Below are 26,595 nucleotides of genomic sequence, written 5' to 3'. Positions count from 1 at the left end.
CTTATCCACTTATCCACTTATACACAGAGTGAAGTGCATACCGTAATGGCTGGGTTAATGAATCAAAGAAATTTTTTGTACTGCCTGCTCGCTTTGATGGCGATAACCTTTGATGCATTCGCGCAGACAAAGTCTGATGGCGCTGAGTTATTGCTGGCTGAGAGTAGTCAATTCCGTCGTACTGGTTCATATGCCGAGGTCGAGGCTGTATGCCAAAACTTGGCAAAAAAATACTCTGAATTTGTGCGTTGCCTGACCATTGGCAACACAGCAGAGGGGCGTCCAATTGTGGCTTTGGCCGTGAGTCGCACGGGCGCATTGACGCCTGTGCAAGCCAAGCGTGCAGGTATTCCCGTGGTGCTCGCCATCGGCGGTACGCACGCGGGAGAAATAGATGGCAAAGATGCAGGTTTGATTTTGATTCGTGACATGCTTAAGAAATCACCTGCTAAGGATCCGCTAAAGCATCAAGTATTTTTGTTTGTGCCTGTTTTCAATGTAGATGGTCATGAGCGACCGAGCCCATTCAATCGTCCCAATCAAAATGGGCCAAGCCTGCAAGGCGAGCGCGTGACGGCGCAGCGCATCAACCTCAACCGTGACTGGATGCTCGGTCAAACCTCAGAGATGAATGCGATGCTGCAGTTCATTTCGCAGTGGGACCCTTTGGTGACATTGGATTTGCATGTGACAGACGGTGTTCGTTTCCGTCACGATGTGTCGTTGTCCATGTCCCCGATGTTTGGCGCAGATGACGTGCTTCAAGAAGTGTCTGACAAATTTTCTGTGGACATGATTGAACGCATTCAAGCCAAGGGCCACCACCCCTTGGATTTCACGCCTGTGCTGTTGGACTTTGAAAATCCACGCGCAGGCATCATGCGCGATGCCGATGCACCGCGTTTCTCGCATGTGTATGCGGTGCTGCGCAATCGAATTGGGGTGTTGGTGGAGGACCATGCATGGGATCCCTACGCACACCGCGTGCAAACCAGCAAAGATGTGTTGTCCGCTGCCCTTGAATTGGTGGCTTCACAAGGCAAGCATTTATTAAAGGTTGCCCAACAGGCCGATGACAACATCGAAAAAATGCACAGTGAAGTGGTTGCACTCGATTGGCAAAATATGTTGGAGTTGGGCTTGGATATACCAACGGGTCAAGCCGAACTGTTGGGGTATGAATACACCACCCATGCAAGCGCGCCAGTGGTAGGTGGTCGGCACATCACGTATCACATTGACCAACCTGTTGTTTGGCATACGCCGGTCTATAGCGACATTCAACCTGTGAATGAAGCCATTGTGAATTTGCCCCTTGGTGGTTACATCATTCCTGTAGGGTGGACTTCGGTGGTGTTGCCCTATTTGCAAAAGCATGGTGTCACTTACCATGTCCTGCAGCAATCAATCAAGGGCTTGGCGGTGGAAGAGCTGCATGTCGATGAAGACAGCATCAGCTTTGAAACACGTACCTTTCAGGGGCGCATTCGTACCAGCTTGACTGGCGATTGGCTCCGTACCCAAATGGATATTGCGCAGGGCTCGATTTATGTGCCGATTCGCCAAGCACGTGCGTTGCTTGCTGCGCATTTGCTTGAACCTGTGTCGCCAGACTCTTTGTCACGCTGGGGTCTGTTTAATACAGCCTATGAGATTACGGATCACATCTCTAATCACCGCCAATTGCAAATTGCGCAATGGATGTTTGGGCAGGATAAGAAAATCCGTGAGGGCTATGGCGCAAGCTTGCACCGTAAGCTGCCTGATTTGAAGAAGGAATACCAGACCCGCATGGACAGGGATGATCGCTTCAGAGAAGATCCAGAGCAGCGTATGGATTTTTGGATTCGTCAAATCCCGTACCACGACCCTACGTTCAACAAATATCCCATTATCCGTACCGACCGTTTGATCGCTGTTCAACCTTGATCGTGCTCGCTAGCAAGGCACAGACGCATCACAACTTATCGAGTTCGACCCAATTGAAAATGTGGATTCTGCATGTGTGCTCGGGCTTCTTCTAAAAGTTCAAGCGTATCTACGTCACAAACAACGCCTTGATCTTCCACTTCTAAAGCTAGATAGGTGTGTGCAGCGACGACTGAACGTGCGCCTTCGTCGCCCCTGAGTTGAACCAATGCATCCTTGAAGGACGCTTGAAAACCAACAGGATGGCCTTTTTTTCCTCGATAGTAGGGGACGACGATTGAATGAGCCGCCAAAGCCTCAGCGACTTTGTGCAAAGTCTGTGGCTGAATCAGTGGCAAGTCTGCAGGCAAGATCAACCAACCCTTTGCGCTGAGCGTTGCCTGGATGCCGCATGCAATGCTGTCAGCCATGCCAGGGTTCGCGAGGTGTTGGATATGTTCGCGTTCAACTGTATGAAAAGGTAAACCACTTGCGTGCACGGCCGCGAGTACATGGTCCCGCACACGTCGGCCGCATAAGTCGGCATTGAGCTTGTCTTCGTGTGCCCCTGAAGCAATAAATCTCTCACCTTTGCCTGCGGCGAGTACGATGACTGTTGGTAAAAGGATCAAGCTTTTTCGCAGGAAGATGCTGTAGATAAAGGCGCTATCGCTGCTGCATTTTTCACTTCAATGATTTGCGCAACGATGGAGACCGCAATTTCAGCAGGTGTTTTCGCGCCAATTGCCAAACCCACAGGGCCATGCAAACGCTCAAGTGCCTCAGCACTGAGGTCAAAGTGTTCCATCAAACGCTGCTTGCGGGTGGCTTGGTTGCGACGCGAGCCTAAGGCACCCACATAAAACGCGTCAGAATTCAAGGCCTCCATCAAGGCCATGTCATCCAGTTTGGAGTCGTGCGTTAGCGCTACGACGGCAGTGTGCGCATCGGGTTTGAGTTCAAGCACCACATCATCGGGCATGCCCATGACTCGGGTCACTCCTTCGAGTCCAAGCGTGGCTGCGTATTCTTCGCGTGGGTCACACACCAGCACTTCAAAGTCCAGCAGCTTGGCCATGTGCGCCACGGCTTGGCTGAGCTGGCCTGCGCCAATCAGCAACAAGCGCCAGCGTGGGCCAAACAAAGTGGTGAGCGTGATGCCATCGAATACCAACGCATCGGTGCGCGCGGCTTCGCGTAGCGTGACCTCGCCGGTGGAGAGCTTGACCGTGCGCGCCACCAATTGGTGTGACGAGGTGCGTTGCAACACCTCTTCAATCCACGCCACATCTTTGACAGGCTCTTGCACCAAACGCAAGGTACCGCCACAGGGCAAGCCAAAGCGTACGGCTTCTTCCTTGCTCACGCCATAAGCCACCATGGAGGGATGCGAGAGCGCGTCGTATTCACCAGCTTTAATGCGGGCAATCAAGTCGTCTTCCACACAACCACCCGACACCGAACCGCTGACCACGCCATCGTCTCGCACCGCGAGCAAAGCCCCGGGTGGGCGTGGGGCGCTGCCCCACGTTTCCACCACCGTGACCAAGGTGACGCGCCGCCCAGCTTGACGCCAAGCCAGCACGTCACCCAACACACGCAGGTCTAAGCTCTCCATGGCAGGCCTTAAGCGACGGCGGTTTGTTTGAGCGCCTCAGCCGTGATGGGCAACCGACGCACACGTTTACCTGTGAGCTTAGCCACAGCGTTAGCAATAGCAGGAGCGACCACCGCTGTGGCTGGCTCGCCGATACCGCCGGGCTTCTCTGTGCTCTTGACCAACACGATGTCAATCTTGGGCGCCTCGTTCATACGCACGGGCTGGAAGTTGTGATAGTTGGTCTCTTGCACACGGCCATTGGTCATGGTGATTTGGTGCTTGAGCGCCGCGCCCATGCCAAAGATGATGCTGGATTGCAACTGGGCTTCCACTGTGTCGGGGTTGACCATATGGCCCAAGTCAGCCGCCACTGTCACGCGATGCACTTGCACCTCGCCGCTGTCGTTCAGGCTCACCTCAGCCACTTGAGCCATGTAGGTGTCGTAGCCTTCCATCAGCGCAATACCCAAGGCACGGCCTTTGGCCAATGGCTTGCCCCAGCCTGCTTTGTCAGCAGCCAACTTGAGCACATTGGCAAAGCGTGGCTTACCGGCGAGCAAGCTCATGCGGTATTCGTAAGGGTCTTTGCCTGCGGCTTTGGCCAACTCGTCCATAAAGCTCTCGTTGGCAAAGGCGTTCATGTTGTGGCTCACGGCACGCCAGTAGCCGACGCGAATCCCGGTGTCATGAATCACCAAGTCGTGTTGGGTGTTGGCAATGTTGTAGCCCGTCACCGCGGCTTCGGCCATGAAAGGATCCATCGTGTCTTTGGGTAAACCAAAAGCGCGTTGCGTCACTGACTGAGAAGCGACTTTGAAGTGCATCGCCACAGGCTTGCCTGATGCATCCAAACCGGCCTTGATTTGGTTCACACCAACTGGACGGTAGAAGTCGTGCGTCATGTCGTCTTCGCGGGTCCACAGCAATTTGACGGGCTTGTTCACAGCCTTGGAGATTTGCGCAGCTTGCACGATGAAGTCGAGCTCCAAACGTCGACCAAAGCCACCGCCCAAGAAGGTGGTTTGCAGTGTGACGTCTTCAGGCTTCAAGCCCAAAGCGCCAGCCACGGCACCTTGTGCGCCTTGTTGGAACTGGGTAGGGCCAATCAGCAAAGCCTTGTTGCCTTGCACATGGGCCGTGAAGTTCATGGGTTCCAGTGGGGCGTGCGCTTGCATCGGAATAACGTATTCAGCTTCCAGCACTTTGGCCGCGCCTTTGAGTGCTGCCGCCACATCACCTTGGGGCTTGGTAATTTCCAACACCTTGCCAGTTTTCAAAGCTTGGCGTGTGCCATCAATCACGCTGGCATCGCTCAAGGCTGCGCCTGCACCCTCGTCCCACTGAATGCTCAGCAGGTCGCGTGCCTTCTTAGCTTGCCACCAGCTGCTGGCCACCACGGCCACGCCGTCGTTGATTTGCACCACGTCAATCACGCCAGCAGAAGCTTTCGCTTTTGCGCCGTCAAAGCTCTTGACCTTGCCGCCAATCACGGGGCATTGAGCCAGCGAGGCGTACACCATGCCTGGCAATTTCACGTCAATGCCAAACTCTGCTGTGCCGTTGACTTTGGCGGGCGTGTCCACGCGCTTGGTGCGCTTGCCAACGATTTTGAAATCTTTAGGGTCTTTGATGGGGGGCTTCTCAGGCACAGGCATGCGTGCTGCAGCTTCGGCCAACTCGCCATAGGTGGACTTTAAGCCCTTAGGACCATAAACCATGCCTTTGTCGGCACGGACCAAATCACGATCCACTGTCCATCGAGCCGCAGCCGCCGTGATCAGCATTTCGCGAACTTGTGCACCCGCCACGCGCAGCTTTAGCCAGCCCTCACGCACAGACGTTGACCCACCTGTGAGTTGCCCGCCCAACAATGCGTTGATGTAGATCTCACCAGGAGGTGCAGCAGCCACTTTGATTTGACTGATGTCCACGTTGAGCTCTTCGGCAATCAACATAGGCATAGAGGTGTAAACACCTTGGCCCATTTCAGAACGAGCAGACAGCAAGGTGATGACGTTGTTGTCGGCAATGTGCACCCAAGCGTTAGGCGTGTGCACTGTACCTGCGGCCATGGCTTCGCCAGGCGTGCCGGGCAGGTTAAAACCGAGCATCAAGCCGCCAGTGACGGCAGCAGATGTTTTGAGGAATGAGCGACGTGATGTTTGTGTGTGTGTCATGGTGTGTCTCCGGCGATTCAAGCTTTGCGCATCATGGCAGCGGCATCTTTGACGGCAGCGCGCACACGGACATAAGTGCCACAGCGGCAGAGGTTGGCGCTCATAGCTTGGTCAATTTCAGCGTCGCTGGGGTTCTTGTTTTTGGCGAGCAATGCAGCAGCGCTCATCAACTGGCCCGATTGACAGTAGCCGCACTGAGGCACATCGTGCTTGATCCACGCCACTTGCAGTGGGTGGCTGTTGTCTTTGGAGAGGCTTTCAACCGTGGCGACCTTCTTGCCAGCGACGCTAGAGAGCGGCGTTTGGCATGATCGCGTCGGTTGTCCATCCACGTGCACCGTGCAAGCGCCGCATAACGCCGCACCGCAACCAAACTTGGTTCCGGTGAGGCCTAACTCATCACGAATCACCCATAACAAAGGCGTGTCTGTTTCGGCGTTGGCCTTGGCGGCTTTGCCGTTGATTGAAAAGTCAACAGTCATCGATGTCTCCAATAAATTGAAATGAAATTTGGCTTTAGCTTACTTGCAGTTTGTGTACTATAAAGGTCGGTGGAATCATCTATGAAAAAATTTGCATAAGTGTCTTTACTAGCACTCGCCTGCTAATTTTTAGAGTGAAAACAATTTAGGCTTTGTTTTTGTCCTCCAAGCCTTGCTTCACGCGTTCAGGTGTCAGTGGAAGTCTGCGAAAGCGAACGCTTGTCGCATCGAATACCGCATTCGCCAATGCGGCGCTGGTTGGCCCTTGAGAGGCCTCGCCTGTGCCCAAGAAGGGCATACCGGTCCGATTGACCAAAACCACATCGACGGGTGGAATCTCTGAGAAGGTGAGGATTGGGTAGCTGCTCCAGTCGGTTGACAAAATTTGCGTGTCGTCGAACTTGACTTCTTCTTTGAGAGACCAACTGAGTGACTGAATTAAGCCGCCTTCAATTTGATTGCTCACGCCATCAGGGTTAACGATATGGCCTGAGTCAGCGGCTGCCACCGCGCGCAAGACCCGGATGCACCGTTGCGAGGGTTGACTTCGACTTCTAAGGCCACTGCACAATACCCCGCGATATTTTTGTAACGGGCAAAACCGATGCCACGTCCGCGGTTTGGTGTTTTTTTCCAGCTGACCCAGCCAAACTTTTCAGCGGCCTTTTGTAAGACATCTCGAGCACGTTCATCTTTTAAATAACGTAAACGGTAGGTGAGTGGGTCTGTGTTGGCAGCGAATGCCAATTCATCCATGAAGGACTCAATGGCAAAGACATTGGCATACGCACCTAAGCCGCGTGTGGAAGATACACGCACCGGCATATCGGTGATGAAATGAGTCAATACCTTGTGTCCTGCAAAGTCATACAAAGCAATGCCGTTGCGGTCAGCGGCGTAATTTGGGGGGCCACCGTTGGTGGGTACGGGCTGTGTGAATGGTTTCTCTAAATAGCGCGCCGACAGCAAATTGCCGGGCTCTCCGCCAGGACGCGTGCCGTGCGGCGTAGACCAAATTTGTAGATCCCAATCCAGCACGTTGCCGTTGGCATCGACGCCAGCTTTGGTTTGAATGACCATGGCTGAACCATATGGTTCCCATTTGTGTTCTTGTTCACGTGTGTATTGCAAGCGCACAGGTTGACCTGGCACTGTCATGGCCAACAGCGCGGCATCAGCTGCTGCGTCATCAGCCATGTTGTGTCCATAGCAGCCGGCACCTTGCATGTGTTGGCATCGTACTTTGCTGGGCTCTAGTCCCAGCATCTTGGCGATGGCGGTGCTTGTTTCAAACACAGACTGACTGTGTGTTTGGATTAGCATGACACCATCAGCTCCCATCGTGGCGATGGCGGCTGACGTGCCGATAGATGCATGCATGTGATAGGGCCGATAGTAAGTTGCTTCAATTGTTTTGGCAGCAGTTTCAGTGCTGGCGCGGGGCTGCACTTTCGTCTCAATGATGCGGTTGGGTTTTGTCTTGCGCAACCAATCAAATATTCCTTCATGCCTAGGGAGTTTTTTTTCAACCTCCCATTTGGTCGATGCATTCAAAGCGTTGGCTGCGGCAAGGGCTTGTTCTTCGCGTTTTGCGATTACCCCAAGAAAACTGCCGTTGCGTACCACCTTGACCACTCCAGGCATTTTTTGTGCAGAAGCCAGATTGACGGCCACAAGCTTGGCTGCATACGTAGGTGGTCGCACCAAGTGACCGTAAAGCATGCCGATTGGTCGATATTCTTGAAGAAATTTGGATTCCCCCAATATCTTGGGTGTCAGGTCAAGACGATGAATGGGTTGACCAATGTATTGGTGTTGGTTGGCAGGTTTGGGTTTGACAGTGCCCGTGGCGTCTCTGTCGAGTGATTCGCCGAGTATCAAGTCCCAATAGGTGATGCTCTGGCCGTTGTTGCTTGAGATCTTGCCGTCTTGAACCGATAAATTGGTCATGGGTTGATTGAGCTTTTCAGTCGCTAGGCCAAGCAATATGGCGCGCACCTCAGCAGATGCAGACTGCACCGCAGTGGCGCAATAAGGCATAGAAAAGGAACCAGCCGTAACCCCTTCGTTAGGCACCAAGGCGGTATCGCCAGAAATAATATGGACCCGTTTGATATCTATATCTAACTCGTCAGCGCAAATTTGCGACACGGCAGTCAATATGCCTTGACCCAATTCAACCTTACCAACCAATAGCGTCACAGTTTGATTGGCGTTGATGCGCAGCCATGCACTGAGCTTGCGGTTGGTTTGCAAATCTCCAGGTAATCGCGGTTTTGAGTCGGTGGCCTGTGAAAACGCGTTGTCGAGTGGAATGGCAAAAGCTAGCGATAGGTAACTACTGGCCTTGAGAAAAGTGCGGCGGTTGGTTGGCATGGATGCAAACATGATCACAACTCCTTCGCGGCACGAAGCACTGCACGAACAATGCGATTGTGTGCGCCGCATCGGCATAAATTGCCATCGAGCGCAGTACGGACCTCCGAATCAGTCGGACTGGGATTGCGATCAAGCAGGGCTTGAGCTTGAATGATCATGCCTGAGGTGCAGTAGCCGCATTGAGCTGCCTGTTCGTCGATGAACGCTTGTTGTAAAAGGCTGGGTTGATCGCCATTTTTCATTCCAACCAGTGTGATGACGTCTCGTCCAGCGACTGCGGAGACGGGCGCCACACATGATTTGACGGGGTTGCCATCGATCAGCACCAAACAAGCGCTGCACTGGGCTTTTCCGCAACCAAACTTGCAGCCATTGATTTGAAAATCGTTCGCTAAGACGTTCAAAAGTGGCGTTGCGTGTGAGACGTTACTTCGGACTGTTTGGCCATTGAGTTTGAACTGAACCATGCGTTGCTCCTGCAAATTGGTGTGATCATCGTATCGGTCGTGGCCAGCGAATGGAGTCACCTGAGCTACAGCTAAACAAAGATAAAGACGTGACACCTAGGTGTCAGTTTTTTCTCGCATTGGCGGGATTTACCCCTAGCTATTCGAGCTTGACTTGGATAAGGTGCAGACTAATTCAACCTAATGGGGAGCGCGATGCGAAAATTTTTAACCGCCATATCATTTGCATTGACCGTTCTTAGTGTGACGGCGCAAGCGCAGCTGACAGAGAGAACCATCGACGAAATCAAAGCCGAGTCGATGGCGCGCGCGCAACGTGGCGCTTATCCTCTTGGTGGTCTTGACCCCAAAGATGTGGCACAAGCATTGAGTTTGATTCATACACGCGACCGTGATGAATGGGCCAAAGGTTGGAGCCAAGTCGCTGAAAATTACATGGCTCAGGGCCGTAAGTCGGCAACGCCTCAAGAGGCAGCCGTTTTTTATAAAAAAGCTTGGCGTCTGTATTACTTTGCCCAGTGGCCTGTGCCGAATAGCAAAGGTAAACAACTTGCCTATGACGATGCAGTCAAAGCGTATCTGAAATACGCAGAGGCTATGAATCCGCCAATGGAGGTGGTAAAGATTCCGTTTGAAGGAAAAACGATCACGGGTTATTTACGCTTTCCTTCAGGCGCATCAGGGCAAAAGTTCCCCATGATTTTGGCAATCAGTGGTTTGGATAGTCGCAAAGAAACCGTGGCGGACAGCTATGAACAAATTCTTTCGCAAGGTGTAGGTTTCCTTGCCGTGGATAGTCCTGGTACGGGGCAGGCGCCTATCAAGGTGAGTGCGAATGCGGAGCGCATGTTTTCCAAAGTGTTGGATTATTTGAATGCACATCCTCGCGTTGACTCAAAACGAATTGTTGTATCGGGTGTGAGCTTTGGTGGTTATTGGGCTGCAAAATTGGCCATCACGGAAAAAGAACGGTTGCTTGGTTCTGTTGCTCAATCTCCACCTGTGGATGAGTTCTTCTCTGAGAAGTTTTTGCGTGAAGGCACAATGGGAAATCGAGAGTATTTGTTTGACTTAGCGCCAGCTTTCATCAATGTGTTTGAAGGCGCCCATACTGTGGATGACTTGGCGCGCTTGATGCCCGCCATGTCGTTGAAAGCTCAAAATTTATTGAGCAAGCCCACAACGCCTATGTTGGTGGTGACGGGCGTGAGAGACACGCAAGTGCCTATTTCAGATATCGAACTTTTGATGCGCTCGGGCGACGTTCCCAAAGAGTCTTGGATCAATCCATTGGGTGGACATTTAGGGCGAGAGCCTAAGGGCTGGACTGATCCGGTGATTTTTTCAAAAGTCATCATTCCCTGGGAATTGAGGTTAATTGCTCAATCACGGTAAATACTTTTCAGTTTTGATTTGGCATACCTAAGTCAAGTTCTCGCAATAGTTGGATGGTTTCTAGCGTCAAGCGATTGATTGGGCGAGCAGCAGGAATTGCCAATATCAATTGGTTCCACATGGCAGGTGGGCCAATGGGTGCAAAGGTGACATTTCGGCTCTTGCTACTGAGATGAAGTGCTCCTTCCGGAAGGATTGAGCATGCCATTGATGTTTCTACGAGTGCGAGAGCTGAATGCACAGCACCAACTTCAGCCACGATATTCAAGTCAATTTTTCTCGGTAGTAAAACAGCATCTACAAGGTTTCGAATTGGATTAGGGCTACTGGGTAGGACCATAGGAAACTCTTTGAGCATCTGAAGACTGACTTGTTTGGGCAGCTTGGTCGCGCTTGGAGCGACCAAAATCAAGCGCTCTCGCAGCAACGTTTCATACTTCAGCAGAGGCGTGGTTGGTGGATCAAACAACAAACCAACATCAATACGTCCATTGATCAGACTATCTCTCAATGACAAGCTCAATCCCTCTACGACAGAAATCAGTGCATTGGGCAGTTTCTTTCGAAAATGCTTGATCAGAGGCACACATAATTCCATGGCTAACCGATGGGGCAGCCCGACCACGACTTTGCCAGTCGGGTCATTTCGCATTTCTTTGATTTGAAATTTAGCTTGTTCGGCTGAATTCAGCATGACTTTGGCGTGCGACAGCAGGGCGGCGCCCGCTTCTGTGATGGAAACGCCGCGCCCTGTGCGTTCTAAAAGACGGTGCCCAAGCTCGGCTTCCAGTAGTGCGATTTGACGACTTAAGCTGGGCTGCGCTAAGTTAAGTGAAATGGCCGCTTTGCTGAAGCTGCCGCGTTCTACCACCGTGACGAAATATTCCAACTGCTTAAGATCCATAGCTAAAAGATATATCTGATATAGAAGCTATGTAGTTTAACTTTATGAGTAAATGCAACACACTTGACTCATACAACTTTTTTCTTGGGAATTCATGACTCGTTTCAATTCAAAAGTCGCCATCGTCACGGGCGCGGGATGTGTCGGATCCGGATGGGGTAATGGTCGTGCAATAGCTGTGCGCTTGGCGCAAGAAGGCGCAAAGGTGTTTGCTGTGGACCGTGACCCCGAGCGCTTAGCAGAGACGCTGGCGCTTGCGGGTGATGACAGTCGTTCGATTCAAGCCTATGCATGTGATGTCACCAACTCGCAGAGTATTCAGGAGATGGTGCAAGCTTGCTTGGATCAGTTTGGCACGATTGACATCCTGATCAACAACGTGGGGGGCTCTGCTGCAGGTGGGCCTGTGGAAATGAGTGAAGACGTTTGGGATTCTCAAATCAATGTAAATTTGAAGAGTGTTTTCTTGACTTGCAAATATGTATTGCCCACCATGATTGCGAAGCAAAGTGGGGCAATTGTCAATGTGGCTTCCACTTCAGGTACGCGATGGACGGGGAGTGCTCAAGTTGCCTATGCTGCGACCAAGGCGGGCGTCATTCAATTGTCTAAAGTCGTGGCTGTGCAACATGCACCCATGGGCATCCGTGTGAACACAGTAGTACCAGGCCAGTTGCACACGCCCATGGTTGAAGTGCGTTTGGCCAAACAGCGGACGGGGGGTGATGTGGATGCATTGCTTGCTTCACGTGTTAAGCGTATTCCCCTTGGTTTTATGGGAGACGGTCGAGATACTGCGAATGCAGTACTTTTCTTGGCAAGTGATGAAGCCCGATTCATCACTGGCACTGAAATCGTGGTGGACGGCGGTATGACCGCGCGGTGTGATTAAATAAATTCAGCGGAGACAAACTATGAAAAAAAGATCACTACTTTTGGCGATTTGTGCCTTGTTCGCAAGCACTTGGGCTCTTGGACAATCATCCAATAAACCTGTGCGAATCATTGTGGCTTTTGCACCGGGTGGCCCCGTGGATGCAATGGCGCGCACGATTTCTGAACCATTGGGGCGGAGCTTAGGTCGTACGGTCATCGTTGAAAACAAGCCCGGAGCCAGCGGGGCTATTGGCGCGAACGAGGTGCTCAAGGCAGAAGCTGACGGCAGCACCTTGTGGCTAACCAGTGTGGGTGCTGCTGCCATCAATCCGGCTTTGTATCCCAAGCTGTCTTACAACATGCAAAAAGACTTTGTTCCAGTTTCATTAGTAGCCAATAACAACGAGGTTTTTGTAGCCAATGTGAATCATGCATCAAAGGATGCTGCTGAGTTCATGGCGGTGGCAAGATCTAAAAAAGACCCAGTGCCGATTGGCTCATCAGGCAAAGGCAGCATTCCGCATCTGGCACTCTTGCAGTTGGAGCAATCGACAGGGGTTGACCTATTGCATGTGCCGTACAACGGAATGGCACCTGCATTGAATGATTTGTTGGGTGGTCAAGTGGCTGGTTTTTTTGCAGATGTGCCAGCGGTGATGGCGCAACTTAAAGGGGGGCGCTTGAAGGCTTTGGGCATGGCATCGGCCAAGCGCCATCCACTCCTGCCGGATGTCAAAACATTTGAAGAACAGGGCTTTAAGTCAGTTGATACCAACAATTGGTACGGACTGTTTGCCTCCGCCAAGACGTCTCCCGAAGTACTGAAAGCTTTGAACAAAGCAGTGCAACAAGCTGTGGCAGATCCAGTGGCCAACGCAAAAATGACGCAGTCGGGGGCTGAGCCTAAATCGTCTTCGCCTGAGGAGTTGGGTGTAATGCTTAAGGTAGATACGGATAAATGGGCGCAGCTCATCAAATCGCGCAACATCACGGGTGACGAATGAGTTCCGATCACATCCGTGTTCCTTTGGTTGTTCAAGGAACTAGGCCTGAACTGAAGGACATCGAAGCCCGCATCCTTCAAGAGCGTGGCCGCATTTCGCTGCTTTACCAAGTGCTACTCAACAGTGCACCCATAGCAAAAGGCTGGGAAAGCATGTTGACGGCCGTGCGCAATCGAACCGCAGTCCCTGCGAATTTACGCGAGTTAATGATTTTGCGTGTAGCAGTGCTTAACAAGGCTAGTTTTGAATTTGAAGCACACATCCCGCACGCTCTAAAGGCAGGCGTTGCACAAGAAAAAATTGATGACATCAAGCAACTTGAGCTTTCAGATCGTTTCAGCCCACAAGAAAAGTTAATTCTCAAGATGACTGATCACATGACGCGTGACATTGAAGTGCCATCGGATGTGATGGCTGAAGTCACTCGCCAATACGATGCAAGTCTTGTGGTGGAGCTTGTCGCTACCGTTGCTGCATACAACATGGTTTCTCGTTTTTTGATAGCACTCAATATTGTTCATTGATTGGATTTCGATGTCTGCGGTTTACTTACTCACTTGTTCTGACGATCAACCTGTACAAATCGATACAGATTTAAATGCAAAACCTCTGACTTGGTGGAAATCCGTTAATGCAGAAGCTTGGCGTTGCTATTTCGAAGGCGTCAAGCCCGTATTCAGTGAGTGCACTGAGCTCAAGTTGTTAAGTCATTTGAATGGTGCAAGCCACCAAGAGCTCGGCGGTTTTCATTACGTCGTTGAAACAGATGTATCCGAAGCAAATGATGAGGAATTTAACGCTTGGTATGACACAGAGCATTTGCCAGGTTTAGCGAAAGTCCCTGGGGCCATCAGCGCCAAGCGATTGATTCGTTTGAGCGGCGGCCCGCGATACATTGCTTGCTATGACTTGGTTTCACCTGCGGTGATGGAGAGTGAAGCATGGCTATCCATTCGCCACACTGCGTGGAGTTCTCGGATTCGCCCTATGTTTTTTAATACAACGCGTACACTTTTTGTTCGGCATGCATAGGCTATTTAATGATTAATAAAATTGCAGATTCGGTGTCGATCGCGCTCAATGGCGTGCAGGATGGATCGACTGTTTTGATCGGTGGATTTGGTACAGCGGGTATTCCTAACGAGCTGATTCAGGGGTTGATCGATCACGGCGCACGTGACCTCACCGTGGTGAACAACAACGCAGGCAATGGCGATACAGGGTTGGCGGCATTGTTGAATACGGGTCGCGTCAGGAAAATTATTTGTAGTTTTCCACGGCAAGCTGATTCGCATGTGTTTGATGCTTTGTATCGCAGCAAAAAGATCGAACTTGAGCTGGTGCCTCAAGGTAACTTGGCCGAGCGTATCCGTGCCGCAGGTGCCGGTGTCGGGGCTTTCTTTACGCCAACGGGTTACGGCACGGAAATGGCATTGAATGCTGACGGCAGTGCAAAAGAAACGCGATTGATTGATGGGAAACATCATGTTTTGGAATACCCCATCCATGGTGATTTGGCACTCATCAAAGCTGAAGCGGGAGACCGTTGGGGCAATTTAATTTATAGAAAAGCAGCGCGTAATTTCGGCCCCATCATGGCCATGGCCGCCAAGCGAACGGTTGCCTCTGTTCACGAAATTGTTGAACTCGGCCAACTTGACCCAGAGGCGGTTGTGACGCCGGGCATATTTGTCAGTCATGTCGTTCGAATCGAGCATAAAGCGACGTTGGGTGGCGGCTTTAAGAAAGCTGTCTAAGGAAATATATGAGTGCAATCAAGCGTCGAAGCAAAGAAGAATTGGCACGCCGTGTGGCAATGGATATTCCTGAGGGTGCTTATGTCAATTTGGGCATAGGTCAACCCACACTCGTCGCGAACTTCATTCCGAAGGAGCGCGAAGTCATTTTGCAGAGTGAAAACGGCATCTTGGGCATGGGGCCAGCCCCTGCTTCTGGAGATGAAGATTTTGATTTGATCAATGCCGGGAAACAACCGGTGACCTTGTTAAACGGTGGTGCATTTTTTCACCATGCAGACAGTTTTGCGATGATGCGCGGCGGCCATTTAGACATCTGTGTCTTGGGCGCCTTTCAGGTTTCAGCCACAGGCGACTTGGCTAATTGGAGCACGGGGGAGAAGGGGGCAATCCCAGCAGTTGGCGGTGCGATGGATTTGGCCGTTGGCGCCAAACAGACTTGGGTCATGATGGATTTAATGACCAAGACTGGGGATAGCAAGCTGGTTGCTACTTGTACTTATCCTTTGACCGGTGTTGCATGCGTGAGCCGTATCTATTCAGATTTGGCGACTCTGTCTTGCGGCTCAGGAGGTTTGACGTTGATTGATCTTGTGGAAGGCCTTGATGTGGCAAGTCTTTCGACGCTCATAGGTTTGCCAATACATGTCCATGAGCGAGTGTGAACATGACTCTCATAGCCAATGAAACTGTTGTTCAAACATTTTTGGATGAACCAACGCAGCCCTGTTTGATCTTGCCCTTAAATACATGTGACAGCCATGTCCATGTGTTTGGCCCGAGATCGCGCTTTGCATATTCGCCGCTGCGCAAAAATACGCCAGCTGAAGCGCCCAAAGAAAAATTGTTTGCTTTGCATAAGAAACTGGGCATTCGGCGTTGCGTCATAGTTCAATCAATGATTCATGGCAACGACAACTCTGTGGTTGAAGATGCAATTGCCGCTGGCGGCGGTGACTACCTAGGTGTTGCCTTGACCAAGGTAGATGTTTCAGACCAAGAGTTACAACGATTAGCGAGTCGTGGCTTTCGTGCTGTTCGCTTTAACTTCATGGCCCATCTTGATGGCGGGCATGATGTTCGAGATGTGATTAAGCTAACTCCTCGTTTGGCTGCGGTGGGCATGCATTTGCAAGTGCACTTTGAAAGTGCGTTGATTCATAGTGTGGGCCAGCAGTTGCTGCAAAGTGCTGTTCCTGTAGTAATTGATCACATGGGTCGCGTAGATGCCACCAAGGGAGAGTCGCATGAAGACTTTCAGGCATTGATGAGGTTACTTGATCACCCCAAGGTTTATGTCAAAGTCAGTGGCATTGACCGAATAGAGGCCACCTCTCGCGCTGGCAGTGGTTACCCGATGGGAACGCAACTTGCTGCGCGGCTGGTTGAGTGTTTCCCTGAGCAATGTTTATGGGGCTTGGATTGGCCGCACCCCAATCACACACACATTCCAGATGATGGTGAATTGGTCGATGCGCTCATGAAAATCGCTCCCACCAAATCTTTGTTAGACGGTTTGCTGGTCAGAAATCCTCAATTGCTGTATCGCTTCCCAGAATAATGGGTGGTATGTGTCGCCAACATGCCAGACTTTGCGTTTTCATCAATGCGCAATTTCTTGATTTTCTATAAAGTGATTAACGCTTTACGTCAATAAGCCTGAGTTGCGAATCTCCTTGGGCTTACATATCACTCAAGGAGACAAGTTATGAAAATCAATGTGAATGGTGCTGTGCGTCAAGTCGATGCGGAGCCGCAAATGCCCTTGCTGTGGGCATTACGTGAAGTGTTGGGATTGACGGGCACCAAATATGGCTGCGGTGTGGCGCAATGTGGTGCATGCACGGTTCACCTGAATGGGCAGCCTGCGCGTTCTTGCTCCATTCCAGTGTCTGCTGTTGGGGAGATGAAAGTCATCACCATTGAAGGCTTATCTAAGAATGCCACGCATGCGGTGCAAAAAGCGTGGGCCGAGTTGGACGTGCCACAGTGCGGTTATTGCCAATCGGGGCAAGTCATGGCCGCAGCGGCTTTGTTGGCGCGCATCCCAAAGCCCACAGATGCAGACATTGATGAGGCGATGAGCAATATTTGTCGATGTGGCACCTACCAGCGTATTCGTGATGCCATCCATGTAGCTGCGGGTCAAATGAAATTAGGGGACGTCTTGGCGTCCTATGAGTCCGTCGATCACAACGCACAAGCCTAAGGACACACCATGACCGGCACCTCCACATTGAATACTTCACGTCGCCAATTCTTGGTGAGTTCTGCAGCCGTTGGCAGCGGTTTAGCTCTTGGCTTGAGCTTTGCGCCTGACGTTTTGGCGCAAGCCGCATACACCACTTTGACGCCCAACGAAATCAACATCTGGGTGGTGGTCAAGCCCGATGACACCGTGGTCATTCGCATTGCGCGATCAGAAATGGGCCAAGGCACACGCACAGGCCTTGCGCAGTTGGTGGCTGAAGAGCTGGATTGCGATTGGTCCAAAGTCACCACAGAAATGCCAACCCCTGGCCAAAGTCTTGCGCGCAAGCGTGCTTGGGGTGATATGTCTACAGGTGGTAGCCGTGGCATTCGCACCTCCCACGATTACGTTCGTCGCGGCGGTGCTGCCGCACGCATGATGCTCATGCAAGCAGCGGCCAATCGTTGGAATGTACCGATGGCTGAGGTCATGGCCAAAGAGGGTGTCATCACACATGCTCTTTCTGGGCGCACGCTGAGCTACGGCAAGGTAGCGGATGACGCTGCGAAATTGACAGCACCCGATCCAACCAAGATCACGCTCAAAAAACCAAGTCAGTGGCGCATTGCTGGCAAGTCTATGCGTCGCTTGGACACCGCCGATAAAGTGGATGGCCGAAAAACGTTCAGCATTGATTTGCAACTGCCGGGTATGCTCAATGCCGCAGTGATGCAAAGTCCGGTGTTTGGCGGCAAGTTGGTCAGCTACGACGAAAGCAAGATCGCCAAGATGCGTGGTGTCAAAGGCGTGGTCAAGATCAACGACAGCACCTTGGCCGTGGTGGCTGATACTTTTTGGCGTGCCAAGACCGCGTTGGCTGAACTGCCGGTGGTCTGGGACGATGGTGTGAACGGTGATAAATCAAGCGCCACCATTGATGCCATGCTGCGCGAAGGTCTGACAGCCACTGGTGATTTTTGGCAACGCAAAGAAGGCGATGCTCCAGCAGCCATTGCACAAGCCACCAAAAAAGTTGAGGCTATCTACACCAGCCCCTTTTTGGCTCACGCCACCATGGAACCCATGAATTGCACGGTGCGCATCACCGGCAACCGCGCTGAAGCCTGGGTGCCGACGCAGAGTGCAGAGGGCTCGCTGGCTGCGCTGGCTGAGGCCACAGGTTTTCCTTTGACGCAGTGTGATGTGTACAAGATGGACTTAGGTGGCGGTTTAGGTCGACGCGGTGGTCATCAAGAGTATGTCGATCAGGCTGCGCAAGTGGCCAAGAAGTTTCCAGGCAAGCCCATCAAGCTGGTCTGGAGCCGTGAAGAAGACATGACGCACGACTTTTACCGCCCCATCTCCATGGCCAAGATGTCTGCTGGCATTGACGAAAAAGGCAATATGACTGCGTTTCATGTGCGCGTGTCAGGTCAATCACTCAATGCGTTGTTGGCACCCATGGCCATTAAGAATAACAAAGACACACGTCAAATGCAGGGCTTTTGGGAAGAGGCGGGTGATGCTCAATTGGGCTACACCTTCCCCAATTTGCTGACTGAATACGTGATGCGAAACACCCACGTGCCCGTGGGACCTTGGCGTGGTGTGAACACCAATCAAAACGGCATTTATATGGAGTGCTTTTTGGAAGAGTGCGCACGCGCTGCGGGCAAAGACTCGCTGGAGTTTCGCCGCGCGCTGATGAAGAACCACCCTAAGCATTTGGGCGTGCTCAACGCTGCGGCTGAAGCTGGTGATTGGGGTAAGCCTTTGCCACCGGGAGTGTATCGAGGTATTGCGCAATTCATGGGTTACGCCAGTTACTCGGCTGCGACGGCAGAGGTGTCGGTCTCATCCAAGGGCGAGGTCAAAATCCACCGTATGGTGTTTGCCTTGAATTCAGGTCATGTGGTCAACCCCGCGCAAGTGCGTGCCCAGATCGAGGGCTCTGTGGTGATGGGCTTGTCGGGCGTCTTCTTGGGTGAAAACACGGTGGAAAAAGGGCGTATGAAAGAGCGTAACTTTGACACCTATCCACTCATGCGTCTCAAAGAAACCCCCAAGGTCGAAACTGTCTTGGTCCCCACTGGCGACTTTTGGGGCGGTGTGGGCGAACCCACCATTTGCGTGGTGGGTCCAGCCGTGCTCAACGCGATATATGCAGCGACAGGCAAGCCTCAGCGCGATTTGCCGCTGCGCAAACATGGCTTAACTTTGGTGTAAAGCTGATGGGCAGCAAGGTCTGAAATAGGCCTTGTTTGCGTTGCGTTTTTTATTTATCGCCGTATCGAGGGGCCGTCGAGTGGCATGCCCTGAGCGCGCACCTTGAGGTAGAGCTCGAGTTGTCGCAAGGGCGGACTACCAGGGGAAGGTAGGGTCGCTTGTACACCTGAATAACAGGCGCGCAAGCGACGGTCAATCGAGCCCATGTTTTGCCAATTCAACCGGTAGATCGGGAAGCCTGAAGGATGTCCTGGGCTCACCACCTCTGCACGCAGGTTTGCACCGACTTTGCCATCATGGCAATGTACGCAGGCCAAGTTCAGCCGACCTATGCGTGTGATGTAGAGCTGCGCACCTTGGGCCAACTCATCTTCCCAGCGTTTCAAGCTAGCCTGATCACTGGGCGCTTGCGCGTGAATGGGCTGCCCCTTCGCTACGCTGTGGAGTAGGGCGCTCAGGGATAAGGTGTCATCGTCTTCCAACCCCTTAGGGACTTGGCCGACGCGCTGGCGACAAGCATTGATTTGATCTTCTAGATTTACCAAGCGAGTTGTGGCGTTGCGTGTGATTAAACGCGGGTGTTCAGCGGCCGAGGTGCGTAAGCTCTCTGGCGCATGGTGGCAATTTTCACAACTGGTTCGCCATAAGGTTTGGCCTTTTTCAATCCACAGTGTGATGGGGTTGACATCGGCGTCTTGCTGCATGGCTTGCAGTTGTGGGGTTAAAAATTTGTTGCCACTAATCAGGTTTTCAGCATGCAACGATTGCCCCAGGCTGATAACCAAAGTCAGCACACTTTGCCAGAAATATCTAAGTGGCATGACGATCAGCGGTAAAGCAGTGGACGACGCATTTCACCAGTCCGACCTTGGTCATCAGCCCAGCTAACCACCATATCGCCTGCAAGGGGCGGGAGTGTGAATGAAAAAAAGAACATGGGGTTGGCTGCCATGCCAGTGCCTAACTCAGCTTCAAAAACCAATGTGTCGCCCATATGAACTTTGACGAATTGCAATATGTCTTTAGGAACTTGCACGCCAGAGCTATCGTGTCGAAAACCCGTTTCCATCACGTGTCCAAGTAATAAACGCACTTCAATCTCTGAGTCAGGACGCACTGGTCCAGAGAGGGACAGACGAACAGGAATGTCAAGTTTTTGTGCCATCTGTTCAGGTCTCGTCAAAACAAGCGGTGGCAGTTACCACGGTGTGTGCCGAGCGACCCAAGCTTTTGCCATCGCTGAGTCGAGCTAAAACCCATACTTCCTGAGTGGTTGCGAGTCGAATGCGGGTGCTGAATGTCAAACGAGATTGGGCTTGTCCCAGCTTGAACTTCAAAATGACTCGGTTTGGATTCTCTGGTGCAATGATTTCAAAGCTGATCAACTTCTTACCAGTAGGTGCTAGTAGCGTGAACTGCAAAGGAATGGCATTGCTGTTGTCTGCCAAAGGTGGCAGGGTGACGTCAATGCCAGTGCCAGATAAACCACGAGCCATCAGTTCGGCCTGTGAATTCAGCTCTGGTGCGCCCCATGCATGTGACGCACCGCAAAGGCTCATGGCTCCCACCCCCATGTGTGCGAAACAAGAGCGACGATCTAAAGTGGGCTGGCAGGGCTTCATGACGAGTCACTTTAGCGCAAAGTGGCTAAGGCTGCTGTCACCTTTTCTACTTCATCTAGGCTGAGCATGGGGCGTGAAGGGCTGGCTTGCGTCGTACCTTCTAAGGTGCCAAAGGGTGGCATCAGTGTGTTGGGTTTTAGTTGACGCGCATCGATGACCCATTGACGAAGTTGTGCCACGTTGTAACGATTGGCCACCCCGTCAAGCGTTGGGCCAAAGTCACCTTGCTTTCCAGCTGCGCCGTCTATCCCTTTGGCATCTTGCAAGACAGTGATTTGATGGCAGGTCACACAGTTGCCTTGCTGTCGATTGGCCATGATGCGAAAGCCTGGTTCAGCTTCTATCACTGCTTGTGCGTTGCATGTACTGGCTAGAAAACCGATGCAGAGTGCGATATTTTTTTGAATGTGCTTCATGTACATAGTTGCTGGCAGTGATTAATTACTTGTCTTTTTCAAATCCAATGAGCTTGGCAGTAGAAAGAATTTGTTCTCTTTCTTTTTTCAGGCTTGCAGCAAAGTCTGATGAAGTGCCAAACACAGGATCAATACCACCTGTGATGATTCGATCTTTGGTTGCAGGATTGCGCCTAGCCTCATTGGCAAGGCTTTGAGCGATTTTTTCAACCAAGGCGGGATTCATCTTTGCCGGACCAAATAATCCGTACCAAGTGGTGATGGATGCACCGGGGAAACCCAGCTCAGTCATGGTGGGTACATCTGGAAGCTGTGCAAACCGATGCGGTGTTGTAACAGCCAGCGGGATGAGGCGACCTGACTTGATGTGTTGCATGACAGCTGGAGGGGTGGAGTGTCCTAATTGAACGCGCCCAGCCAAAAGGTCTATCACCGCAGGCCCACTGCCCTTGTAAGGGATGTGGGTGAGTTTGACACCTGCTTTGCTCGCGAACATCTCCATGGCAATATGAGTCAGCCCCCCGCTTCCCCCTGAACCGTAATTCATTTCGTTAGGATGGTCTTTGGCATAGGCGATCAGCTGGGTCGCCGAGCGAATACCTGTTTGGTTGTTCGTCAGTAAAACAAGAGGCGTTGAAGCAAGAAGAGAGATCGGGGTGAAGTCCTTGGCTTGATCAAACTGGTATTTTTGTAGGAGTGTGGCGTCAATGAATTGAGAAACGCTCATAAAAGCCAAGGTGTAGCCGTCAGGTGGCGCTGCGTACAGTGCATCAAGGCCGAGCATGCCTGATGCGCCGGGCTTGTTGTCTGGAATCACGGATTGTTTCCAAGCTTCATTTGCAATTTGTGCAAAGATACGAGCCGATGTATCAGTCCCTGCGCCCGGGGATGTTGGAATGATCCAACGAACCGGCTTTTTCGGATAGTCGCCGACAGTATCTGCTGATGCAAATGGGCCTATGGCGTAAAGCATTGCCAACAGTACCAGTTGAATCATCTGCTTTAATTTTGAGTAATTCATGTGTTGTCCTTTTTGGGACTGCTTGAATGAGCAAATCCGTATAACCTTGTATCAATGTAGCCAGGATTAACCAAAATGCAAGTCTACGGAGTCACCTATGTCGCACCCAAATCACGCTGAGCTTTTGAGATCCATGCTGAATCAACGGCGACTGGTTCGTATGCCTTGTGCTTACGACGGTCTGTCTGCAAGGATCGCTCAAAGTGTGGGTTTTCCTGTCGTCGCTTTTTCAGGTAACGCGGTCTCTGCAAGTTTGCTTGGGTTGCCGGATATCGGTGTGTTGACCATGACAGAAAACCTAGAGCATGCAGGTAGGATTGCACGCAGCTTGAAGATCCCGATGATTTGCGATGCTGATACAGGCTACGGCGGCGTCATGAATGTGATGCGTACAGTGCGCGAGTTCGAAGCGGCTGGCGTTGCAGGCATCCACATTGAAGATCAAGTCACGCCCAAGCGATGTGGTTTGCTTCCTCAAGGAATTCCTGTTCTGAGCGAAGAAGACACAGTCCAAAAAATCATGGCAGCTGTTCATGCGCGCCAAGACCCTAATTTCGTGATCATTGCGCGAACCGATGCGAAGTCAATGCACGGTTTGAAAGATGCAGCCCATCGCGCCCACGCTTATGCCAAAGCTGGTGCAGATGCGGTCATTGTCATGGGTGCAAATACGGCTGAAGAACTGCGTTACGTTACTGATATTGCCCAAGCACCCTTGGTCGTAGTGGTGCAGGAAACAGGTCCAACTGCCGAGCTGACAGATGAAACTTTAGAGTCTGTCGGCTGTGTTTTTGCTTTGCATGCGGGCACAGCGCGTTATGCCGTCGTTAAAGCTTTGAAGGATTCATTTCAAGCACTTCGTCAAGATTCTCATACGCGCTCCGTTCGCGATCGCATGGCAACTTTTGATGAGTACAACCAAGTTTTAGGCATGGATGAATGGCTGGAGCTTGAACGTCAATTCGCTATGAAGGCTTGATGCATAACGGAGATTTATGGGATTGACATTATTTGAGAAAATTTGGGATAGCCATCTCGTTGGAGTCAGGGAAGATGGACGCGAATTGTTGTACATCGATCGACATGTCGTTCATGATCTGCATGCACCGCATGCGTTTAAAGAATTAGCGAGACAAAACCGTCAGGTCCGGCGCAAAGACCTCACTGTCGTCGTACAAGACCATACGGTTGCGACACGTAGCGATATTGCAATCGCATCGGAAAACATGCAAGCAACACAACAGGCTTGCAATGATCACGAGGTGGTTTTGATTGATCACCGTGGTCCGCAGCATGGCATCAGCCATATCATTTCGGTAGAGCAGGGGTGGGCACAGCCAGGAAAAACACTTGCTTGTCCTGATAGCCATGCCTCCACAGTTGGGGCTCTGGGGTGCTTGGCTTTTGGGTGCGGCACCACGGAGTTGGTTCATATTCTGGCGACTCAAACGATGGCTTTGGTTAAGCCCCAACAAATGCGAGTTTTGTTGACAGGTCATCTTCGCCCTGGTGTGAATGCCAAAGATGTAGCGTTGCATTTAATTCGAACATTGGGTGTTACTGCGGGCCGAGGTTATGCAGTCGAGTATTCAGGGCCTGTCATTCACGACATGGATTTAGAGGGGCGCATGACCCTGTGCAACATGACGATTGAGTGGGGTGGCAGAACATGCTTGATTGCACCTGACGCAAAAACAGTGGCGTGGTACGAAGCTCAAGGGCTTGACATTTCGGATGATGTTTTGAGATGTGTGATTGAACAGTCTGGACAGTTGCAATCTGATCCTGATGCAAGATTTGACGCTGAAGTCACCCTGGACTGCTCGGCTGTTCAACCTCAAATTACTTGGGGGACGGACCCATCACAAACCGTGAATATTCACGAAGAAATTCCGTTACCCCAGAACCTAGATGCGGATCAGAAGATGCGCTTGACCCAAGCATTGGACTACATGGGGTTGGAGGCCGGACAGACCTTAAAAGGATTGCCTGTGCAGCGTGTATTCATTGGTTCGTGCACCAATGCAAGGCTCTCCGATTTACGCGAAGCCGCACGTGTGGTTCAAAATCGTCATGTCGCTGACAACGTTGTGGCACTTGTGGTGCCGGGCTCATCAAAGATCAAAGCACAAGCAGAAGCAGAAGGCATTGATCGTGTTTTTATCAATGCAGGTTTTCAGTGGCATTCGTCCGGCTGTTCTATGTGCGCAGGTGCAAACGGCGAAGTAGGTCTGGCTGGTGAGCGTTGCGTGGCTACGAGCAATCGTAATTTTGAAAATCGTCAAGGTCGAGGTGTTCGAACTCATCTTGCTAGCCCAGCAACTGCAGCAGCAAGTGCGATTGCAGGATGCATCGTAGACGCTGAAAATTTAAAGGATCTACTCGCATGACGCCATTTATTGAAGTCTCAGGCGTTGCGATTCCCATGCCTGTTGATGATGTCAACACGGATCAAATCATCCCTTCAAAATACCTCAAAGACCTTCATGCAGATCTCGCCGAAGGGCTATTGGCTTTTCAAAGACGCCGCCCAGATGGCACCATTATCAAAGAATTTGTTCTAGAGCGCGCTCAGTTTAAGCGCGCGCCTATTTTGGTGGTGGGCTCGAATTTCGGCTGTGGAAGTTCTCGGGAGCACGCTGTTTGGGCTATTCAGGCATTTGGAATTCGCTGCGTGATAGGGCACAAATTGGCCGAATTTTTTATTGAAAACTGCTTTAAAAACGGCATATTGCCAATCGAGCTAGACGCGGATCAGCACCATCGACTGATGCATGAGGTGATTCGTGTCGATGGGCATTCAGCAGTACATGTCGATCTTCGTAATTGTCAAATTCATGGACCAAGCGATATGGTCACTGAATTTGAAATCAATTTGCAGCAACGTCGCATATTGCTTGAAGGTTTGGATGAAATCACCATGACCCTGCAGCACCTCACGCAGATTGAGCAATGGGAAAGCCATCATCAAGGCGTTCGCGTATGAAATCAAATGTTTCATCTGTCAAACGACTGGGGCGCAATTTTGCGGCGGCGTTGCTGCACTTTGTATTTGCATCTGTCGGCTCAGCTCAAGACTTTCCTAAGCACGCTTTAACGATGGTTGTGCCATTTTCTGTGGGAGGTGGGACTGACAGCATTGCGCGTGACATGGCTAAGCTCATGTCCGATCGTTTAGGGCAACCTGTGGTGATTGAGAACCGAGGTGGGGCAGGTGGCGCCCTAGGTGCAGATTTCGTGGCCAAAGCAAAGGCCGACGGGCACACCTTATTGTTTGCGACCTCCACTTTTGCAACCAATGCTGCGATTTCATTGCGGTTGCCGTATGACCCCATCAAAGATTTTTCACCCATTGCCATGATTGGTCGTGGCCCCTTGCTGATTGTTGGCTCTCGCCAATTGGGGGCTAGAACTTTGTCCGAGTTAATCACGCTTGGAAAGACAAAACCTGAAGGGTTGAACTATTGCTCTGCTGGCGAAGGCAGCATCAACCATTTGGCTGGAGAACTGTTCAGTCAGAAAACGGGCTTATCGATGACGCATGTGCCTTTCAAAGGGAGTGGCCCTGCAACCATCGAACTGCTAGCAGGGCGTGTGGATATGTTTGTTGCCACAGTACCCACGATCTTGACGCACGTGCATGAGAGTAAATTGCCAGTGTTGGCCGTCACTGGCGCGAAGCGATCTCCGTTATTTCCAGATGTGCCGACAATGGCGCAAGCAGGTGTTCCAGGGTTTGAGGTTACAACATGGTGGGGCATATTGGCCCCCGCGCGCACATCACCTCAAGTTATCGAAATGCTCAATCGCGTGATCAATGATGCAGCGTCATCGGAGACGATCAAAGCCCGTTTGGAGCGTGAAGGTGCTGACTCCATTCGGATGACTTCAGCAGGTTTTACCAAGGAGTTAACCCATGAGCTCAAAACATGGCAGGCGATCGCCAAGACTGCCAATTTGCATTAACCATCAAATCTTGAAGAACAAATGCGGCAAAAGAAAAACCCCCTGTATTGCTACAGGGGGTTTTATTTGGCTCCTCAACCTGGGCTCGAACCAGGGACCTACGGATTAACAGTCCGGCGCTCTACCAACTGAGCTATTGAGGAATATTGGGTGAGTAGAACACAGCTGTGTTCTGCAACGAGCAAAAGTATACCAAAAAAAACC

The 26,595-nt window shown here is 51.5% G+C and carries 28 protein-coding genes and 1 tRNA gene; 15 read left to right on the top strand and 14 right to left on the bottom strand.

Annotated features, from left to right (window positions below; all coding sequences use genetic code 11):
- Nucleotides 1-96: 96 nt before the first annotated feature.
- The gene (locus B9Z35_RS12440) at nucleotides 97-1,929 is read left to right on the top strand and encodes a M14 family zinc carboxypeptidase (protein ID WP_158268152.1); all 1,833 of its coding nucleotides are present in this window, start codon (nucleotides 97-99) and stop codon (nucleotides 1,927-1,929) included.
- Nucleotides 1,930-1,964: 35 nt separating this feature from the next.
- On the opposite strand, the gene B9Z35_RS12435 is transcribed toward B9Z35_RS12440, so the two are convergent.
- From B9Z35_RS12435 to B9Z35_RS12410, 7 genes are all read right to left on the bottom strand, one after another.
- Nucleotides 1,965-2,540 carry an NTP transferase domain-containing protein gene (locus B9Z35_RS12435; RefSeq protein WP_108284020.1) on the bottom strand — a complete coding sequence of 192 codons (576 nt, stop codon included), beginning with the start codon at nucleotides 2,538-2,540 and terminating at the stop codon, nucleotides 1,965-1,967.
- A complete protein-coding gene (locus tag B9Z35_RS12430; RefSeq protein ID WP_108284019.1) occupies nucleotides 2,537-3,526 on the bottom strand; it encodes an XdhC family protein in 990 nt (329 codons plus the stop codon). Before B9Z35_RS12430 ends, B9Z35_RS12435 begins: the two co-directional genes overlap by 4 nt.
- Nucleotides 3,527-3,534: 8 nt before the next feature.
- Complete coding sequence (locus B9Z35_RS12425; protein ID WP_108284018.1) at nucleotides 3,535-5,685, bottom strand: xanthine dehydrogenase family protein molybdopterin-binding subunit; 2,151 nt, start codon at nucleotides 5,683-5,685, stop codon at nucleotides 3,535-3,537.
- Nucleotides 5,686-5,702: 17 nt separating this feature from the next.
- On the bottom strand, nucleotides 5,703-6,167 hold the full coding sequence (locus B9Z35_RS12420; protein WP_108284017.1) for a (2Fe-2S)-binding protein: 465 nt from the start codon (nucleotides 6,165-6,167) through the stop codon (nucleotides 5,703-5,705).
- Nucleotides 6,168-6,312: 145 nt separating this feature from the next.
- On the bottom strand, nucleotides 6,313-6,633 hold the full coding sequence (locus B9Z35_RS13055) for a molybdopterin cofactor-binding domain-containing protein (RefSeq protein WP_233246577.1): 321 nt from the start codon (nucleotides 6,631-6,633) through the stop codon (nucleotides 6,313-6,315).
- A complete protein-coding gene (locus tag B9Z35_RS12415; RefSeq protein ID WP_199219826.1) occupies nucleotides 6,630-8,555 on the bottom strand; it encodes a molybdopterin cofactor-binding domain-containing protein in 1,926 nt (641 codons plus the stop codon). Before B9Z35_RS12415 ends, B9Z35_RS13055 begins: the two co-directional genes overlap by 4 nt.
- A gap of 2 nt (nucleotides 8,556-8,557) precedes the next feature.
- Entirely contained in the window at nucleotides 8,558-9,013 is a 456-nt protein-coding gene (locus B9Z35_RS12410) for a (2Fe-2S)-binding protein (RefSeq protein WP_108284085.1), read from the bottom strand.
- A 195-nt stretch (nucleotides 9,014-9,208) separates the two neighbouring features.
- On the opposite strand from B9Z35_RS12410, the gene B9Z35_RS12405 reads away from it, so the two are divergent.
- Entirely contained in the window at nucleotides 9,209-10,408 is a 1,200-nt protein-coding gene (locus tag B9Z35_RS12405; protein WP_158268151.1) for an alpha/beta fold hydrolase, read from the top strand.
- Between the two features lie 7 nt (nucleotides 10,409-10,415).
- Here the strand turns inward: B9Z35_RS12405 and B9Z35_RS12400 are convergent, their stop codons facing one another.
- Nucleotides 10,416-11,312 (bottom strand): LysR family transcriptional regulator, encoded by an 897-nt coding sequence (locus B9Z35_RS12400; RefSeq protein WP_108284015.1) that lies wholly within the window; start codon nucleotides 11,310-11,312, stop codon nucleotides 10,416-10,418.
- A gap of 94 nt (nucleotides 11,313-11,406) precedes the next feature.
- Between B9Z35_RS12400 and B9Z35_RS12395 the strand changes: the two genes are divergently transcribed.
- From B9Z35_RS12395 to B9Z35_RS12355, 9 genes are all read left to right on the top strand, one after another.
- Nucleotides 11,407-12,204: an SDR family NAD(P)-dependent oxidoreductase gene (locus B9Z35_RS12395; RefSeq protein WP_108284014.1), complete on the top strand. Its 798-nt coding sequence runs from the start codon at nucleotides 11,407-11,409 to the stop codon at nucleotides 12,202-12,204.
- Between the two features lie 103 nt (nucleotides 12,205-12,307).
- On the top strand, nucleotides 12,308-13,192 hold the full coding sequence (locus B9Z35_RS12390) for a tripartite tricarboxylate transporter substrate binding protein (protein WP_233246576.1): 885 nt from the start codon (nucleotides 12,308-12,310) through the stop codon (nucleotides 13,190-13,192).
- The gene (locus B9Z35_RS12385; RefSeq protein ID WP_199219825.1) at nucleotides 13,189-13,716 is read left to right on the top strand and encodes a carboxymuconolactone decarboxylase family protein; all 528 of its coding nucleotides are present in this window, start codon (nucleotides 13,189-13,191) and stop codon (nucleotides 13,714-13,716) included. The genes B9Z35_RS12390 and B9Z35_RS12385 overlap by 4 nt, the downstream gene beginning before the upstream one ends.
- A 10-nt stretch (nucleotides 13,717-13,726) precedes the next feature.
- Nucleotides 13,727-14,224, top strand: coding sequence for a DUF4286 family protein (locus B9Z35_RS12380; protein WP_146178997.1), 498 nt, complete (start codon nucleotides 13,727-13,729; stop codon nucleotides 14,222-14,224).
- Nucleotides 14,225-14,232: 8 nt separating this feature from the next.
- Nucleotides 14,233-14,949, top strand: a complete 717-nt coding sequence (locus B9Z35_RS12375) for a 3-oxoacid CoA-transferase subunit A (protein WP_108284011.1) — start codon at nucleotides 14,233-14,235, stop codon at nucleotides 14,947-14,949.
- An 8-nt stretch (nucleotides 14,950-14,957) separates the two neighbouring features.
- On the top strand, nucleotides 14,958-15,614 hold the full coding sequence (locus B9Z35_RS12370) for a 3-oxoacid CoA-transferase subunit B (RefSeq protein ID WP_108284010.1): 657 nt from the start codon (nucleotides 14,958-14,960) through the stop codon (nucleotides 15,612-15,614).
- 2 nt (nucleotides 15,615-15,616) lie between these two features.
- Complete coding sequence (locus tag B9Z35_RS12365) at nucleotides 15,617-16,510, top strand: amidohydrolase (protein ID WP_108284009.1); 894 nt, start codon at nucleotides 15,617-15,619, stop codon at nucleotides 16,508-16,510.
- 147 nt (nucleotides 16,511-16,657) lie between these two features.
- Nucleotides 16,658-17,158: a (2Fe-2S)-binding protein gene (locus B9Z35_RS12360; RefSeq protein WP_108284008.1), complete on the top strand. Its 501-nt coding sequence runs from the start codon at nucleotides 16,658-16,660 to the stop codon at nucleotides 17,156-17,158.
- 9 nt (nucleotides 17,159-17,167) lie between these two features.
- Nucleotides 17,168-19,366, top strand: a complete 2,199-nt coding sequence (locus B9Z35_RS12355) for a xanthine dehydrogenase family protein molybdopterin-binding subunit (protein WP_108284007.1) — start codon at nucleotides 17,168-17,170, stop codon at nucleotides 19,364-19,366.
- A gap of 53 nt (nucleotides 19,367-19,419) precedes the next feature.
- On the opposite strand, the gene soxA is transcribed toward B9Z35_RS12355, so the two are convergent.
- The 5 genes from soxA to B9Z35_RS12330 form a co-directional block, all read right to left on the bottom strand.
- Nucleotides 19,420-20,187, bottom strand: a complete 768-nt coding sequence (gene soxA / locus B9Z35_RS12350) for a sulfur oxidation c-type cytochrome SoxA (protein ID WP_108284006.1) — start codon at nucleotides 20,185-20,187, stop codon at nucleotides 19,420-19,422.
- A 5-nt stretch (nucleotides 20,188-20,192) separates the two neighbouring features.
- A complete protein-coding gene (locus B9Z35_RS12345) occupies nucleotides 20,193-20,531 on the bottom strand; it encodes a thiosulfate oxidation carrier complex protein SoxZ (protein WP_108284005.1) in 339 nt (112 codons plus the stop codon).
- 4 nt (nucleotides 20,532-20,535) lie between these two features.
- Nucleotides 20,536-20,925, bottom strand: a complete 390-nt coding sequence (locus tag B9Z35_RS12340; RefSeq protein ID WP_158268150.1) for a thiosulfate oxidation carrier protein SoxY — start codon at nucleotides 20,923-20,925, stop codon at nucleotides 20,536-20,538.
- A 74-nt stretch (nucleotides 20,926-20,999) separates the two neighbouring features.
- Nucleotides 21,000-21,404 (bottom strand): c-type cytochrome, encoded by a 405-nt coding sequence (locus B9Z35_RS12335; RefSeq protein ID WP_158268149.1) that lies wholly within the window; start codon nucleotides 21,402-21,404, stop codon nucleotides 21,000-21,002.
- A 25-nt stretch (nucleotides 21,405-21,429) separates the two neighbouring features.
- Complete coding sequence (locus B9Z35_RS12330) at nucleotides 21,430-22,425, bottom strand: tripartite tricarboxylate transporter substrate binding protein (protein WP_108284002.1); 996 nt, start codon at nucleotides 22,423-22,425, stop codon at nucleotides 21,430-21,432.
- Nucleotides 22,426-22,558: 133 nt separating this feature from the next.
- On the opposite strand from B9Z35_RS12330, the gene B9Z35_RS12325 reads away from it, so the two are divergent.
- Genes B9Z35_RS12325 through B9Z35_RS12310 form a run of 4 tightly spaced genes read left to right on the top strand, consistent with a single transcriptional unit; the run spans nucleotide 22,559 to nucleotide 26,391 of the window.
- Nucleotides 22,559-23,404 carry an oxaloacetate decarboxylase gene (locus tag B9Z35_RS12325; RefSeq protein WP_158268148.1) on the top strand — a complete coding sequence of 282 codons (846 nt, stop codon included), beginning with the start codon at nucleotides 22,559-22,561 and terminating at the stop codon, nucleotides 23,402-23,404.
- 16 nt (nucleotides 23,405-23,420) lie between these two features.
- Entirely contained in the window at nucleotides 23,421-24,815 is a 1,395-nt protein-coding gene (locus B9Z35_RS12320) for a 3-isopropylmalate dehydratase large subunit (RefSeq protein WP_108284000.1), read from the top strand.
- Nucleotides 24,812-25,411: a 3-isopropylmalate dehydratase small subunit gene (gene leuD / locus B9Z35_RS12315; protein WP_108283999.1), complete on the top strand. Its 600-nt coding sequence runs from the start codon at nucleotides 24,812-24,814 to the stop codon at nucleotides 25,409-25,411. The genes B9Z35_RS12320 and leuD overlap by 4 nt, the downstream gene beginning before the upstream one ends.
- Entirely contained in the window at nucleotides 25,408-26,391 is a 984-nt protein-coding gene (locus tag B9Z35_RS12310) for a tripartite tricarboxylate transporter substrate binding protein (protein ID WP_108283998.1), read from the top strand. Before leuD ends, B9Z35_RS12310 begins: the two co-directional genes overlap by 4 nt.
- Before the next feature lie 67 nt (nucleotides 26,392-26,458).
- Here B9Z35_RS12310 and B9Z35_RS12305 read toward each other — a convergent pair.
- Nucleotides 26,459-26,534: transfer RNA gene (locus B9Z35_RS12305), tRNA-Asn, on the bottom strand.
- Nucleotides 26,535-26,595 lie beyond the last annotated feature (61 nt).

Source organism: Limnohabitans sp. Jir61 (assembly GCF_003063545.1).
In the GTDB taxonomy this organism is placed as follows: Bacteria; Pseudomonadota; Gammaproteobacteria; order Burkholderiales; family Burkholderiaceae_C; genus Limnohabitans.
This window is presented reverse-complemented; position numbering and strand designations above follow the sequence as displayed.

Excerpts from the sequence above, each read along its gene's own strand:
- leuD (WP_108283999.1), top strand. The coding sequence starts at position 24,812 with ATGACGCCATTTATTGAAGTCTCAGGCGTTGCGATTCCCATGCCTGTT.
- B9Z35_RS12385 (WP_199219825.1), top strand. The coding sequence starts at position 13,189 with ATGAGTTCCGATCACATCCGTGTTCCTTTGGTTGTTCAAGGAACTAGG.
- B9Z35_RS12400 (WP_108284015.1), bottom strand. The coding sequence starts at position 11,312 with ATGGATCTTAAGCAGTTGGAATATTTCGTCACGGTGGTAGAACGCGGC.
- B9Z35_RS12410 (WP_108284085.1), bottom strand. The coding sequence starts at position 9,013 with ATGGTTCAGTTCAAACTCAATGGCCAAACAGTCCGAAGTAACGTCTCA.
- soxA (WP_108284006.1), bottom strand. The coding sequence starts at position 20,187 with ATGCCACTTAGATATTTCTGGCAAAGTGTGCTGACTTTGGTTATCAGC.
- B9Z35_RS12425 (WP_108284018.1), bottom strand. The coding sequence starts at position 5,685 with ATGACACACACACAAACATCACGTCGCTCATTCCTCAAAACATCTGCT.
- B9Z35_RS12355 (WP_108284007.1), top strand. The coding sequence starts at position 17,168 with ATGACCGGCACCTCCACATTGAATACTTCACGTCGCCAATTCTTGGTG.
- B9Z35_RS12380 (WP_146178997.1), top strand. The coding sequence starts at position 13,727 with ATGTCTGCGGTTTACTTACTCACTTGTTCTGACGATCAACCTGTACAA.
- B9Z35_RS12405 (WP_158268151.1), top strand. The coding sequence starts at position 9,209 with ATGCGAAAATTTTTAACCGCCATATCATTTGCATTGACCGTTCTTAGT.
- B9Z35_RS12365 (WP_108284009.1), top strand. The coding sequence starts at position 15,617 with ATGACTCTCATAGCCAATGAAACTGTTGTTCAAACATTTTTGGATGAA.
- B9Z35_RS12360 (WP_108284008.1), top strand. The coding sequence starts at position 16,658 with ATGAAAATCAATGTGAATGGTGCTGTGCGTCAAGTCGATGCGGAGCCG.
- B9Z35_RS12420 (WP_108284017.1), bottom strand. The coding sequence starts at position 6,167 with ATGACTGTTGACTTTTCAATCAACGGCAAAGCCGCCAAGGCCAACGCC.
- B9Z35_RS12310 (WP_108283998.1), top strand. The coding sequence starts at position 25,408 with ATGAAATCAAATGTTTCATCTGTCAAACGACTGGGGCGCAATTTTGCG.
- B9Z35_RS12415 (WP_199219826.1), bottom strand. The coding sequence starts at position 8,555 with ATGTTTGCATCCATGCCAACCAACCGCCGCACTTTTCTCAAGGCCAGT.
- B9Z35_RS12340 (WP_158268150.1), bottom strand. The coding sequence starts at position 20,925 with ATGAGCCTTTGCGGTGCGTCACATGCATGGGGCGCACCAGAGCTGAAT.
- B9Z35_RS12375 (WP_108284011.1), top strand. The coding sequence starts at position 14,233 with ATGATTAATAAAATTGCAGATTCGGTGTCGATCGCGCTCAATGGCGTG.
- B9Z35_RS12325 (WP_158268148.1), top strand. The coding sequence starts at position 22,559 with ATGCTGAATCAACGGCGACTGGTTCGTATGCCTTGTGCTTACGACGGT.
- B9Z35_RS12395 (WP_108284014.1), top strand. The coding sequence starts at position 11,407 with ATGACTCGTTTCAATTCAAAAGTCGCCATCGTCACGGGCGCGGGATGT.
- B9Z35_RS12345 (WP_108284005.1), bottom strand. The coding sequence starts at position 20,531 with ATGGCACAAAAACTTGACATTCCTGTTCGTCTGTCCCTCTCTGGACCA.
- B9Z35_RS12430 (WP_108284019.1), bottom strand. The coding sequence starts at position 3,526 with ATGGAGAGCTTAGACCTGCGTGTGTTGGGTGACGTGCTGGCTTGGCGT.
- B9Z35_RS12335 (WP_158268149.1), bottom strand. The coding sequence starts at position 21,404 with ATGAAGCACATTCAAAAAAATATCGCACTCTGCATCGGTTTTCTAGCC.
- B9Z35_RS12320 (WP_108284000.1), top strand. The coding sequence starts at position 23,421 with ATGGGATTGACATTATTTGAGAAAATTTGGGATAGCCATCTCGTTGGA.
- B9Z35_RS12440 (WP_158268152.1), top strand. The coding sequence starts at position 97 with ATGGCGATAACCTTTGATGCATTCGCGCAGACAAAGTCTGATGGCGCT.
- B9Z35_RS12370 (WP_108284010.1), top strand. The coding sequence starts at position 14,958 with ATGAGTGCAATCAAGCGTCGAAGCAAAGAAGAATTGGCACGCCGTGTG.
- B9Z35_RS12330 (WP_108284002.1), bottom strand. The coding sequence starts at position 22,425 with ATGAATTACTCAAAATTAAAGCAGATGATTCAACTGGTACTGTTGGCA.